Origin of the sequence: Streptomyces cavernae, assembly GCF_004023625.1 — a bacterium.
GTDB lineage: Bacteria > Actinomycetota > Actinomycetes > Streptomycetales > Streptomycetaceae > Streptomyces > Streptomyces cavernae.
Genome location: NZ_ML137711.1, coordinates 110,366 through 123,086 on the forward strand (window position 1 = coordinate 110,366; position 12,721 = coordinate 123,086).

A 12,721-nucleotide genomic window follows, 5' to 3' on the forward strand; every position below is an offset into this window, starting at 1 on the left:
ACGGCACGTCGGCGCGCTCATGCTGTGCCGGTCGGGCCACCGTTCGCCATCCGGTCACCGATGTCCCGCAGACCTGCCAGGTCGTGGACATCGCCGGGCAGCGCGGCCACTTCCACGACGGCCACCTCGGGGTGGAGCGCCGTGAAACGGTCGCGGGTGCGCTGCTCGCGGGCGAGCAGATGCATACGGTCGGCGTGCAGCCTCAGCAGACCCGCGGTGAGCTGACCTACGGCTCCGTCGGCGCTTGCCCGGTCTGCGGCGGGGGAGCCTACGTCGGGTGCGGGAGCCTCGGTCGCGGTGTCGCTGTCTGCTGGGGATTCTGAACTGCCTTGCGTTTCGGGAGAGTTACGAAAAGCAGCTTTCCCTGTCTCCTGATCGACAATGCCGGCGTCATCAAGATTTTCCGCGGCGGCGAGGGCGCGCTCGGCCGACAGCTCACCGGCACCGCTTCCGTGCACCCGGTTGAGGACCAGACCCGCGAGCGGCATGTCCTCTGCGGCCAGGCGCTCCACGAAGTACGCGGCCTCGCGCAGGGCGTCCCGCTCCGGTGCCGCCACCACCAGAAAGGCGGTCCCCGGGGCCTGGAGGAGTTTGTAGGTGGCGTCCGCGCGGGTGCGGAAGCCGCCGAAGGTGGTGTCCATCGCGGCCACGAACGTCTGGACGTCCTTCAGGAGCTGCCCGCCGAGCAGCTTGCCGAGGGTGCCGGTCATCATCGACATCCCCACGTTCAGGAACTTCATCCCCGCCCGTCCGCCGAGCTTGGCAGGGGCCGTCAGCAGCCGGATCAGCCGTCCGTCGAGGAAGGACCCGAGCCGCTTGGGCGCGTCCAGGAAGTCCAGTGCCGAACGCGACGGAGGAGTGTCGACGACGATCAGGTCCCACTCGTCGCGGGCCCGCAGCTGTCCCAGCTTCTCCATCGCCATGTACTCCTGCGTGCCCGCGAAGCCCGCCGAGAGCGACTGGTAGAACGGGTTGCTCAGGATCGCCGCCGCGCGTTCGCGGTCCGCGTGCGCCTCGACGACCTCGTCGAAGGTGCGCTTCATGTCCAGCATCATGGCGTGCAGCTCGCCGTCGCCGTCGACGTCCTTCACCCGGCGCGGGGTGTTGTCGAGCGAGTCGATGCCCATGGACTGCGCGAGCCGGCGGGCGGGGTCGATGGTCAGCACGACCACCTTGCGGCCTCGCTCGGCGGCCCGTAGCCCCAGGGCCGCGGCCGTCGTCGTCTTGCCGACGCCGCCGGAGCCGCAACACACCACGATCCGGGTCTTCGGGTCGTCCAGCAGCGGATCGATGTCGAGTACGCGCGTGGGGCCCAGTCGGCGGGCGGAGTCGTGGCCGCGGGTGCCTTCGCGGGCGCCGTCACGAGGGGCGGCCGGGGTGTGCGCGGGGGCCGGGTCCGAGGTCATGAGATCCCTTGCTGACGCAGTTCCGTGGCGAGTTCGTACAGGCCCGCCAGGTCCATGCCCTCGGCGAGCAGCGGCAGTTCGTGCAGCGGAAGGCCCAGGCCGGTCAGGACGGAACGCTGCTCACGCTCCAGGGCGTACCGCTCTGCGTACTCCCCGGCCTGCTCCAGGAGCGGATCGACGAGCCGGTCGGCTCCGCCGCCACGCCGGGCACCGCCCAGCCCCGCCGTCGACAGGGACTTCGCGAGCGCGGTACGGGGGATGGACCGGACCAGCTCCAGGTCGGCCTCGTCCAGCAGCGCCGGACGGACCATGTTGACCATCACCCGGCCCACCGGGAGTTTGGCCGCACGCAGTTCCGCGATGCCGTCGGCGGTCTCCTGAACGGGCATCTCCTCCAGGAGCGTCACCAGGTGCACGGCCGTCTCCTTCGACTTCAGGACCCGCATCACCGCCTGCGCCTGATTGTGTATCGGGCCGATCTTGGCCAGGCCCGCCACCTCGTCGTTCACGTTCAGGAAGCGGGCGATGCGGCCGGTGGGCGGCGCGTCCATCACGACGTAGTCGTAGGCGAACCGCCCCGTCTTGTCCTTGCGGCGCACCGCTTCGCACGCCTTGCCGGTGAGCAGTACGTCCCTCAGCCCCGGTGCGACGGTGGTCGCGAAGTCGATGGCGCCGAGCTTTTTCAGGGCCCGGCCCGCGCCGCCGAGCTTGTAGAACATCTGGAGGTAGTCCAGAAGGGCCAGTTCGGGATCGATCGCCAGGGCATACACCTCCCCACCCCCGGGAGCGACGGCGATCTTCCGCTCCTCATAAGGCAGCGCTTCCGTCTCGAAGAGCTGCGCGATCCCCTGCCTGCCCTCGACCTCCACCAGAAGGGCGCGCTTGCCCTCGGTCGCGAGGGCGAGCGCGAGGGCGGCGGCCACCGTGGTTTTGCCGGTACCGCCCTTACCGCTGACTACCTGGAGCCTGCTCACGTCTTCGAGCCTAACCAGTCCCGGTGCGGGCTACGCGGGAGGCTGTGGATAACAGCGGCTACAGTCGGCCGCATGACCAAGTGGGAATACGCAACCGTGCCACTGCTCGTCCACGCCACGAAGCAGATTCTGGACACCTGGGGCGAGGACGGCTGGGAGCTCGTCCAGGTCGTGCCCGGGCCCAACCCCGAGCAGCTGGTGGCCTATCTGAAGCGGGAGAAGCAGGCGTGAGCGCGGGCGCGAGCGCCGTCGAGGCCAAGCTGGCGGAGCTCGGGCTCACGCTGCCCGAGGTGGTCCCGCCGCTGGCCGCGTACCAGCCCGCCGTGCGCAGCGGGGTGTATGTGTACACGGCCGGACAACTGCCGATGGTGGACGGCAAGCTGCCCGTCACCGGCAAGGTGGGCGCCGAGGTCACCGCGGAGGAGGCCAAGGAGCTCGCCCGTACGTGCGCGCTGAACGCGTTGGCGGCGGTCAAGTCGGTCGCCGGTGACCTGGACCGGATCGCGCGGGTGGTGAAGGTCGTCGGGTTCGTGGCGTCCGCACCCGATTTCACCGGTCAGCCGGGCATCCTCAACGGTGCCAGCGAACTCCTCGGGGCTGTGCTGGGTGACAAGGGCGTGCACGCGCGCAGCGCGGTGGGGGTGGCGGTGCTTCCCCTGGACGCGCCGGTCGAGGTCGAGGTTCAGGTGGAGTTGGTCGACGAGGGCTGAGGGGCCTGCCTGCCGGAGGGCGGGGTCGCGGTGGGCTTCCTCCGCCCCTGCCCGTCCCGCTCCGCCAGGGCTCCGCCCCGTGGGGCAAAGAGGACGGCCTCCGGTCCGCCCTACGGAGGACGGACTGAAGCGCGCAGCCGGGAGCGCGGGCAGGGAGCCCTCGAACATCCGCGCGTCTCGGGATAGCCTCCGCCCATGGCAAACGGGCAGTGGTACCCACCGGAGTGGCCGAACCGGATCCGCGCACTCGCGGAGGGAACCCTCACACCGGTCGCACCGAAGCGGGCGGCCACCGTGATGCTGCTCAAGGACACGGCCGACACCCCCGTCGTGCACATGCTGCGCCGACGCGCCTCCATGGCCTTCGCCGGAGGCGCGTACGCCTATCCGGGCGGCGGAGTGGACCCCCGCGACGACGACCGCCAGGTGCGCTGGGCGGGCCCCACGCGCGCGTGGTGGGCGCAGCGGCTCGGTGTGGACGAGACCTCCGCCCAGGCGATCGTCTGCGCGGCGGTTCGCGAGACGTACGAGGAGTCCGGCGTCCTGCTCGCGGGACTCACGCCGGACTCCGTCGTCTCGGACACCACCGGTGAGGACTGGGAGACGGACCGGACGGCCCTCGTCTCCCGCGACCTCTCCTTCGCCGAGTTCCTGGACCGTCGCGGCCTCGTCCTGCGCTCCGACCTGCTCGGCGCCTGGACACGCTGGATCACACCCGAGTTCGAGCCCCGCCGCTACGACACGTGGTTCTTCGTCGCCGCCCTCCCCCAGGGGCAGCGCACACGCAACGTCTCCACGGAGGCCGACCGCACGGTGTGGATCCGTCCGGCCGAGGCGGCGGCCTCGTACGACAAGGGTGAGCTGCTGATGATGCCGCCCACCATCGCGACCCTGCGCCAGCTGCGGGTGTACGGGAGCGCCGCCGAGGCCCTGGACGCCGCGCCGGGCCGCGATCTGACCCCGGTTCTCGCCCAGGCCCGCTTCGAGGACGGTGAGCTGGTGCTGACCTGGCCCGGCCACGACGAGTTCACCAAGCACATCCCGGCCGGCGGAGCATCCGCATGACCGCCGTGCCGACCGCCTCGACGGAAGGTCCTCCCGCATGACGGACGCAAGCGCCCTGCCCGGCCAGCCCCGTGGCGGGGTCCTGTCCGGCCCCGCCACCGTGCGTGCCGTGAACGTGCTGGCTCCCAACCCGTCGGTGATGACCCTCGACGGCACCAACACCTGGATCGTCGCCGAGCCCGACTCCGAACTCGCCGTGGTGATCGACCCCGGACCGCTCGACGAAGCCCATCTGCGCAACGTGGTGGAGACGGCCGAGAAGACGGGCAGGCGGATCGCGCTGACCCTCCTCACACACGGGCATCCGGACCACGCCGAGGGCGCCGTGCGGTTCGCCGAGCTCACGGGGACGAAGGTACGGGCCCTCGACCCGGTGCTGCGGCTCGGTGACGAGGGACTGGGCGCGGGTGATGTGATCACGACGGGTGGCCTGGAGCTGCGTGTCGTACCGACGCCCGGGCACACCGCGGACTCGCTCTGCTTCCATCTGCCGGCCGACGGAGCCGTACTGACCGGGGACACGATCCTGGGGCGCGGCACCACGGTCGTGGCGCACCCGGACGGGCGGCTGGGCGACTACCTCGACTCCCTGCGCCGACTGCGCTCCCTCAGCGTCGACGACGGGGTCCACACCGTGCTGCCCGGCCACGGACCCGTCCTGGAGGACGCCCAGGGGGCGGTGGAGTTCTATCTGGCCCATCGCGCCAACCGTCTCGCCCAGGTCGAGACGGCCGTCGAGAACGGTTACCGCACCTCCGCCGAGGTGGTCGCCCACGTCTACGCGGACGTCGACCGTTCGCTGTGGCCGGCGGCCGAGCTGTCCGTGCGGGCGCAGCTGGACTATCTACGGGAGCACGGGCTGATCTGACACAGACACGGACCTCGGCTGATCCGCTCCCTGAACAGGGATCGATCTACCTGAATACGGGGTGATCTACGGGAACACGGGTTGATCCACGGGAGCAAGGGTGATCCGAGGCGCCGGCGGCGCGAGGCGCGGTGGCACCGGTCAAAGCCCGCTGAGGCGTCCCGTCAGGGCCGTGGCGCTTTGACGCCGTGCACGCGCGCGTACTCCTCCGCGAGCCACGGGGCCAGGTCGTCGACGTAGGAGCGCAGGACGGCCGGATCGTCCGTCGGCTCGTACGAGACCTCGACCGCGGCCCGCATCTGGGGCGCCCGCTCCGGGTAGTACCGTGCGAACGCCTCGGCCATCTCGGCGAGGTCGCTGGTCCAGCCGTGCCAGCGGGGCATGACGAGCGTGAATCCGGTACGGACGAGATGGCGGGCCACACGGCGGACGAGGGCGCGCCGGGCGTCCTCCGTGGCCGCTACGGAGGCCTCTTCCCGCCAGCGGGCCAGCAGCAGGGCCAGGTCGCCGTTCGTCTCGCGGGCGAGCAGGGTGTCGGGGCGGTAGCGCGGCAGGTCCTCGGCCAGGTCCTCGCCCAGCAGCGGCGTGCACAGGCACGCCACGAACCACCCCAGGTCGTACCGCTCGGCCTCGCTCAGCAGCCGCCGCCGGCTGTAGAGCAGCGTCCCGACTCCGTCGATCTCCGGGAACTCCTTGTCGAGGGCCTCTCCGAGCGTCCGCGCCTCGGCGCGGTCGGCGTCGGTGGGTTCCTCGCGCAGTGCCAGGAGCAGATCGAGGCCGCTGCGGCCCACGCGCGCGGTGCCGCGCGGAACGGAACCGTAGAGGTAGCCGCTCGTCATGCGCGCCCCGAAGACATCGATCAGCCGGTCCCGCGCGGCGGCCACCACCGGCCGGAACGCGTACGGGACCTTGCCCAGTGAGCCCTCGGGGACGATGTACCCCTGGCTGTCGAGCCCTTTGTGCTGCCCTGTGGTGGCCATGTGCCAACTGTGCCGTGAAAGAGACGGCCCGGGGAGCCGATTTCATCACGTGACCCGCACATACATTCCACAACCGCGGACGAGGCCCGCGGGCCTCGTCCGCTCATGGCGATGGGGCCTGCCTCCGGGGAGGCGGGCCCCATGCGCGCGTGTGTCCGTCTGTGATTGCCCCGGCGATTCTCGCCGGCAGCGGTTTGCGTCAGGTGCCTTACGCCGGGGAGCGGTTCACGTCAGCGCGAACGCTTGGCGAGGCGCTCCACGTCCAGCAGGATCACGGCGCGGGCCTCCAGACGCAGCCAGCCACGGCCGGCGAAGTCCGCGAGAGCTTTGTTGACCGTCTCACGGGACGCGCCGACCAGCTGGGCCAGCTCCTCCTGTGTGAGGTCGTGCACCACGTGGATGCCCTCCTCCGACTGCACACCGAAGCGTCGCGAGAGGTCCAGCAGCGCGCGTGCGACACGGCCGGGGACGTCCGAGAAGACCAGGTCGGACATCTGGTCGTTGGTCTTGCGCAGGCGCCGGGCGACTGCGCGCAGCAGCGCGGCGGCCACCTCGGGGCGGGCGTTCAACCACGGCTGGAGGTCGCCGTGGCCCAGGCCCAGCAGCTTGACCTCGGTCAGCGCGGTGGCCGTGGCCGTCCGCGGACCCGGGTCGAACAGCGACAGCTCGCCGATCAGTTCGCCGGGACCGAGCACCGCCAACATGTTCTCGCGGCCATCGGGGGACGTGCGGTGGAGCTTGACCTTGCCTTCGGTGACCACGTAGAGGCGGTCACCCGGGTCACCCTCGTGAAACAGCGCGTCGCCGCGCGCGAGGGTGACCTCACTCATGGAGGCGCGGAGCTCCGCGGCCTGCTCGTCATCGAGCGCCGCGAAGAGCGGGGCGCGCCGCAGAACGTCGTCCACGAGTTCTCTCCTTGTCGACCTGCATCAGGGGACCGTGTTCCCCATCATGCCGGACGGGTCAAACAGTGTGATCTGTCACAAGGATGCCGCACAGGTGTGCCTCTGGATGCCGCAGGGGGCCAATTGGAGGCCGATCTTCAGGGTACGGGGCGGATGTCGGTGGCGGGCTTTAGGCTGGCCGGGTGTCCAAAACGCCGGTGAGAGCACAGGCCAAGGGGGCTGGGCGGGTGGTTGTACGTCGCGATTCCGCTGTGGGCGAACAGTCCTCTGCCGCAGCAAAGAAAACGACAAAGACGACAAAGTCGGCGGGTGTGAACAGGGCCGTGGGTGTGAAGAAGAGGACGGCGAAGAACGCCGAGTCCACTTCGTCGGCGAGCAAGGCTCCGGCGGAGGCGGGCGAGGCGGAGGAGACAGGCGAGGCGGAGGAGACGGGCGAGGCGGAGGAGACGGGCGCGGGGGAGACGGGCGCGGCTGACACGACGGGCGCCGGGACCGCGACGGCTGCCGCCGCGAAGAAGGCCGCCACTGCGAAGAAGACCGCCGCGACCGCCGGCAAGAAGACCACCGCAGCGAAGAGGGTCGCAGCGACCGCCGCCAAGAAAGCCGCCGCAGCGAAGAAGACCGCCGCGACCGCCGCCAAGAAGACCACCGCCGCGAAGAAGACCACGTCCGCCCAGGCGCCCGCCAAGAAGTCCGAGTCCCGGGCCGCTCTGGTGCGTCGCGCCCGCCGGATCAACCGCGAACTCGCCGAGGTCTATCCCTACGCGCATCCCGAACTGGACTTCGAGAACCCCTTCCAGCTCCTCATCGCCACCGTGCTCTCGGCGCAGACCACCGACCTCCGGGTGAACCAGACGACTCCGGCGCTCTTCGCCAGGTACCCCACCCCGGAGGACCTGGCCGCGGCCAACCCCGAAGAGGTCGAGGAGATCCTCCGGCCGTGCGGGTTCTTCCGGGCCAAGACCAAGTCGGTGATAGGCCTCTCGCGGGCCCTGCGGGACGACTTCGACGGTGAAGTCCCGGGCAGGCTGGAGGACTTGGGCAAGCTGCCCGGTGTCGGCCGCAAGACCGCCTTCGTGGTGCTGGGCAACGCCTTCGGGCGGCCCGGGATCACCGTGGACACCCACTTCGGACGGCTGGTCCGCCGATGGCAGTGGACCGAGGAGACCGACCCGGACAAGGTCGAGGCGGAGATCGGCGCGCTCTTCCCGAAGAGCGACTGGACGATGCTCTCGCACCATGTGATCTTCCACGGCCGTCGCATCTGCCACGCCCGCAAGCCCGCGTGCGGCGCCTGCCCCATCGCCCCGCTCTGTCCGGCGTACGGCGAGGGCGAGACGGACCCGGAGAAGGCCAGGAAGCTGCTCAAGTACGAAAAGGGCGGCTTTCCTGGACAGCGTCTGAAGCCCCCGACGGCGTATCTGGACGCGGGCGGCATCCCGGCCCCGCCGCTGGGCGTGCCCCCGCAGGGCGCCGCATGAGCCGTCGGCCCGACCAGCGCGGGCACGGTTCCGCGCGCCCCGGAGGCCCCGTCAGGAGCCACCGCGGATCGCGTCGCCCGGAACGATCGACGGGTCCGCACGCGTTGGGCTCAGAGGAACGGGGGTGGCGATGACCAACGCGAGCAACACGCACCGCAGGAACGACGGCCGCGGCACGCGCGACGGACGAGGGCCGTACGACGGCCGTGGCACCGCGGTGGACCACCCCTCGCACGACGGCCGTGGAACCATCGCCGGACATCCCCCACCCGGCGGCCGTGGAAGAAGCGGCGACAACCCCCCGCCCGGCGGCCCTGGTATCACTGGCGGCCACCCTCCGCACGACAACGGACGAGCCATGCCCGACGCCCAGGCCCCACACGGCGGAGAACAGCAGCCCGGATTCCCGGGGGAGGGCGGGCAAGTGCCCTACGACAACGGCGGACGTGCCGCCCACGGAGCGCAGGAACGGGCACAGGCACAGGAACGACCACAGCCACAGGCGCGACCACAGGCCCAGGCGCGACCAGAGGCGCAGGTACAGGAACGACCACAAGCACAGACGCAGCTCTCCCCCGACGACCGGCCGGTCATCAGTCCGGAGGGTCTGCCCGGCTGGCTGGAACCGGTCCTGCGGGCCGCCGAGACCGTCGAGCCGCTGCAGCTCAGCCGTTTCCTTCCGCCGTCGGACGGCGGCGGGCGGCAGTCCGCCGTGCTCATCCTCTTCGGAGAGGGTGAACACGGCCCCGAGCTGCTGCTCATGGAGCGCGCCGGCTCCCTCCGGTCGCACGCCGGGCAGCCCGCGTTCCCCGGCGGTGCCCTGGACCCCGAGGACGGTGATCCGGCCACCGACGGCCCCTTGCGCGCCGCCCTGCGCGAGGCCCAGGAGGAGACGGGTCTCGAACCGGGCGGGGTGCAGCTCTTCGGTGTCCTGCCCAAGCTCTACATCCCGGTGAGCGGCTTCGTGGTCACCCCGGTGCTGGGCTGGTGGCGGGACCCGTCACCGGTGGGGGCGGTGGATCCGAACGAGACGGCGAGGGTCTTCACCGTCCCCGTGGCGGATCTCACGGACCCGGCCAACCGCGCCACCGCCCTGCACCCGAGCGGTCACAAAGGTCCGGCATTCCTGGTCGAATCCACCCTGGTGTGGGGATTCACCGCGGGTGTGATCGACCGGCTCCTGCACTACGCGGGGTGGGAGCGCCCCTGGGACCGTACGAAGCAGGTCCCGCTCGACAGGCGCGCATGACAGGGTGGCCTCCGTGAATGTGCTGGACATCCTGTTGTTGGTCGCTGCTGTGTGGTTCGCGATCGTGGGCTATCGCCAGGGCTTCGTCGTCGGCATCCTGTCGGTGATCGGTTTCCTGGGCGGCGGACTCGTGGCGGTCTACGTATTGCCCGTCGTCTGGGACGCCCTGACCGACAACGCGGAGGTCAGCACGACAGCCGCGGTCGTAGCGGTCGTCGTCGTGATCGTCTGTGCCTCGGTCGGCCAGGCCCTGACCACCCACCTCGGCAACAAGCTGCGCCGCTACATCACCTGGTCGCCGGCCCGCGCCCTGGACGCCACCGGCGGCGCCCTGGTGAACGTCGTCGCGATGTTGTTGGTGGCCTGGCTGATCGGCTCCGCCCTCGCACAGACCACGCTGCCGACGCTGGGCAAGGAGGTCCGCAGCTCCAAGGTGCTGCTGGGTGTGGCGGAGGCACTGCCCAACCAGGCCGACACCTGGTTCAAGGACTTCACCTCGGTCCTCGCGCAGAACGGCTTCCCGCAGGTCTTCAGCCCGTTCTCGGACGAGCCGATCACCAACGTCCAGCCGCCCGACCCGGCCCTCGCCAGCAGCCCCGTCGTAACGCGTGCCAAGCGCTCCATCGTCAAGGTGATGGGTACGGCCCAGAGCTGCGGCAAGGTCCTCGAAGGCACCGGCTTCGTCTTCGACAACCGGCGCGTGATGACCAACGCACACGTGGTCGGCGGCGTCGACGAGCCCACCGTCCAGATAGGTGGCGTGGGCAAGAAGTACGACGCCACGGTGGTGCTCTACGACTGGGAGCGCGACATCGCGGTCCTCGACGTGCCGGACCTGAACGCGCCCGTGCTGCAGTTCACCACCAAGGACGCGTCCACCGGTGACGGTGCGATCGTCGCCGGCTTCCCGGAGAACGGCGGGTACGACGTCCGTCCCGCGCGCGTGCGCGGCCTCATCTCGGCCAACGGACCCGACATCTACCACCGGGGCACGGTACGCCGTGACGTCTACTCGCTGTACGCGACCGTCCGCCAGGGCAACTCGGGAGGCCCGCTGCTCACGCCCGAGGGCAGGGTGTACGGCGTGGTGTTCGCGAAGTCACTGGACGACGCCAACACCGGGTACGCGCTGACCGCGGACGAGATCCAGGAGGACATCACCAAGGGCCGCACGGCGACCCGGCAGGTGGACAGCGACAGCTGCGCCCTTTGAGGCTCTCGGGGATGTGTGGCCCGATGGCTGTGTGGGGCCGGACGGTTCAGGGGCGCGGGTGACGGAGCCGCGCCGAGACCCAGCGGGCCCGGCGGCGCAGAATATGCGGGATTCCCAGCCGGAGATCCTGTCCCGGCATCTGTGGGGCGCCCCTCTCGTGGGAGCCCAGCCCTGTAGCAGAGCGGCGATTGCGTGCTACGTCGTTGTAGTCGTGCGTCCAGCCCATACCCCGACGTCTGCCCGTGCCCCAAGGTCGGTAACCGCCCCGAAGGCCCTCAATCGGCCTATGCGCCAGGCAATTGGCTGTTCGTAGTACAGGTGTTCACGTTCGAATACCGGGCGCATTCATTCGGTCACCGAGCGGATGCGAACCCTTCGGGCCGGTCGGCCTCACCTGTCCGGTTCCGGGTCCTTCAGCCAATTCACCAGTTCGGTGGAGAAGGCCACCGGATCCTCTTCGTGCGGGAAGTGCCCGAGCCCGTCGAAGAGCCGCCAGCGGTACGGCGCCTCGACGTACTCGCCCGAGCCGGCGGAGCTGCGGGTGCGCATCACCGGGTCGAGCGAGCCGTGCAGATGCAGTGTGGGCACGCGTACGGGCAGCTTCATCCGGCGGTTGAACTGGATGCCGTCGGGCCGGGCGAGCGAGCGCACCATCCAGCGGTACGGCTCGATCGAACAGTGCGCCGTCGACGGGATGCACATCGCGCGCCGGTACGCCTCCACGGCCTCGTCGTCGGGCAGCCGCGGCCCCGACCAGTCCCGCATCAGGCGCCCCACCAGAGCCGCGTCGTCGGCGACGAGGCGCCGCTCGGGCAGCCACGGCCGCTGGAAGCCCCAGATGTAGGAGCTCGCGGCGGTCTGCCGGGCGTCGGAGAGCATCGCGGACCGCCAGCGCCGGGGATGCGGCATGGACGTGACCACGAGACGGCGCACCAGCTTGGGGCGCATCACGGCCGCCGTCCAGGCGAGGTAGCCGCCCAGGTCGTGGCCGACGAGTGCGGCGTCCGGCTCGCCGAGGGACCGCACGACTCCAGTGATGTCGAGGGCGAGGTTCGCGGGGTCGTAGCCGCGGGGGGTGCGGTCGCTGCCGCCCACTCCGCGCAGGTCCATGGCGACCGCGCGGAAGCCCGCGTCGGCCAGCGCCACCAACTGATGGCGCCAGGTCCACCAGAACTGCGGGAAGCCGTGCAGCAGCAGTACCAGCGGGCCGTCGCCGGTCTCCGCGATGTGGAAGCGCGCGCCGTTGGCGGCGACGTCGCGGTGGATCACCTCTTTGGCGCCAGGAACGTCGAGCCGTACGACCGAAGCGGGTTGCGCGGAGGGGCTGGCGGGGTCCGTCATGAGGTCGAGCGTGCCACAGCTTCGATGGCGGCAGGCGCTTCGTCCCGCGGGGCGACGGGGCGGGGGTGCGGTTTGGCGTTCTGCAGTACGCCCGCGGTCTCCTTCATCGAGGAGGCGACCTTCTGCGGGCCCTTGCTCTTCTTGGCCTTCTTGGCGAAGACGACGCCGATCAGCGCGAGCACTCCGGCGACCAGCACATTGGCGGCGAAGGAGAGGAGGAAGCAGATCGCGAGGTTCCAGTCGCTCCAGGTCCTGATTCCGTAGGCCAGGGCGAAGCTCAGCATCGGCAGGGAGAAGATGAGCACCGCACCCGCGGCCGAGAACGCGCCACCGCTGACCGCGCCCCGCTTGACGTCCTGCTTGAGCTGCGCCTTCGCCAGTGCGATCTCGTCGTGCACCAGTGCGGACATCTCGGTGGTCGCCGTGGCGAACAGCTGGCCGATGCTGCGTTCGGCGCCGACCGGGCCGCCGTCGGGTGCGCTCATCGCTTCTCCCTGTTCTGGAATGTGTTCTTGAATGTTCTTCAATT

Annotated in this window: 14 protein-coding genes; 7 read left to right on the forward strand and 7 right to left on the reverse strand. The window is 70.5% G+C overall.

Going from position 1 to position 12,721, the window contains the following annotated elements:
- Nucleotides 1-17: 17 nt before the first annotated feature.
- On the reverse strand, nt 18-1,406 hold the full coding sequence (gene bagB / locus EF387_RS05445) for an ATPase BagB (RefSeq protein ID WP_128375324.1): 1,389 nt from the start codon (nt 1,404-1,406) through the stop codon (nt 18-20).
- Nucleotides 1,403-2,380: an ATPase BagA gene (gene bagA / locus EF387_RS05450; RefSeq protein WP_128375325.1), complete on the reverse strand. Its 978-nt coding sequence runs from the start codon at nt 2,378-2,380 to the stop codon at nt 1,403-1,405. The genes bagB and bagA overlap by 4 nt, the downstream gene beginning before the upstream one ends.
- Before the next feature lie 72 nt (nt 2,381-2,452).
- Between bagA and EF387_RS05455 the strand changes: the two genes are divergently transcribed.
- The 4 genes from EF387_RS05455 (at nt 2,453) to EF387_RS05470 (ending at nt 5,023) form a co-directional block, all read left to right on the forward strand.
- A complete protein-coding gene (locus tag EF387_RS05455; RefSeq protein ID WP_009189813.1) occupies nt 2,453-2,611 on the forward strand; it encodes a Sp36 family protein in 159 nt (52 codons plus the stop codon).
- The gene (locus tag EF387_RS05460) at nt 2,608-3,090 is read left to right on the forward strand and encodes a RidA family protein (RefSeq protein WP_128375326.1); all 483 of its coding nucleotides are present in this window, start codon (nt 2,608-2,610) and stop codon (nt 3,088-3,090) included. Before EF387_RS05455 ends, EF387_RS05460 begins: the two co-directional genes overlap by 4 nt.
- A 195-nt stretch (nt 3,091-3,285) precedes the next feature.
- Entirely contained in the window at nt 3,286-4,155 is an 870-nt protein-coding gene (locus tag EF387_RS05465) for an NUDIX hydrolase (RefSeq protein WP_128375327.1), read from the forward strand.
- A 37-nt stretch (nt 4,156-4,192) separates the two neighbouring features.
- Nucleotides 4,193-5,023 carry an MBL fold metallo-hydrolase gene (locus EF387_RS05470; protein WP_128375328.1) on the forward strand — a complete coding sequence of 277 codons (831 nt, stop codon included), beginning with the start codon at nt 4,193-4,195 and terminating at the stop codon, nt 5,021-5,023.
- A gap of 164 nt (nt 5,024-5,187) precedes the next feature.
- Here EF387_RS05470 and EF387_RS05475 read toward each other — a convergent pair whose 3' ends face one another.
- Nucleotides 5,188-6,003, reverse strand: coding sequence for a nucleotidyltransferase (locus tag EF387_RS05475; RefSeq protein WP_128375329.1), 816 nt, complete (start codon nt 6,001-6,003; stop codon nt 5,188-5,190).
- A gap of 230 nt (nt 6,004-6,233) precedes the next feature.
- Nucleotides 6,234-6,908: a Crp/Fnr family transcriptional regulator gene (locus EF387_RS05480; protein WP_006382668.1), complete on the reverse strand. Its 675-nt coding sequence runs from the start codon at nt 6,906-6,908 to the stop codon at nt 6,234-6,236.
- 311 nt (nt 6,909-7,219) lie between these two features.
- On the opposite strand from EF387_RS05480, the gene nth reads away from it, so the two are divergent.
- The 3 genes from nth (at nt 7,220) to EF387_RS05495 (ending at nt 10,851) form a co-directional block, all read left to right on the forward strand.
- Nucleotides 7,220-8,389, forward strand: a complete 1,170-nt coding sequence (nth, locus tag EF387_RS05485) for an endonuclease III (RefSeq protein ID WP_238431352.1) — start codon at nt 7,220-7,222, stop codon at nt 8,387-8,389.
- Nucleotides 8,390-8,981: 592 nt separating this feature from the next.
- Nucleotides 8,982-9,638 carry an NUDIX hydrolase gene (locus tag EF387_RS05490; RefSeq protein WP_128375437.1) on the forward strand — a complete coding sequence of 219 codons (657 nt, stop codon included), beginning with the start codon at nt 8,982-8,984 and terminating at the stop codon, nt 9,636-9,638.
- A gap of 13 nt (nt 9,639-9,651) precedes the next feature.
- A complete protein-coding gene (locus EF387_RS05495; protein ID WP_128375330.1) occupies nt 9,652-10,851 on the forward strand; it encodes a MarP family serine protease in 1,200 nt (399 codons plus the stop codon).
- A gap of 46 nt (nt 10,852-10,897) precedes the next feature.
- Here EF387_RS05495 and EF387_RS48045 read toward each other — a convergent pair whose 3' ends face one another.
- The 3 genes from EF387_RS48045 to EF387_RS05510 form a co-directional block, all read right to left on the reverse strand.
- Entirely contained in the window at nt 10,898-11,077 is a 180-nt protein-coding gene (locus tag EF387_RS48045) for a hypothetical protein (RefSeq protein ID WP_128375331.1), read from the reverse strand.
- 164 nt (nt 11,078-11,241) lie between these two features.
- Complete coding sequence (locus tag EF387_RS05505) at nt 11,242-12,192, reverse strand: alpha/beta fold hydrolase (RefSeq protein WP_128375332.1); 951 nt, start codon at nt 12,190-12,192, stop codon at nt 11,242-11,244.
- A complete protein-coding gene (locus tag EF387_RS05510; protein WP_128375333.1) occupies nt 12,189-12,677 on the reverse strand; it encodes a phage holin family protein in 489 nt (162 codons plus the stop codon). The genes EF387_RS05505 and EF387_RS05510 overlap by 4 nt, the downstream gene beginning before the upstream one ends.
- Nucleotides 12,678-12,721 lie beyond the last annotated feature (44 nt).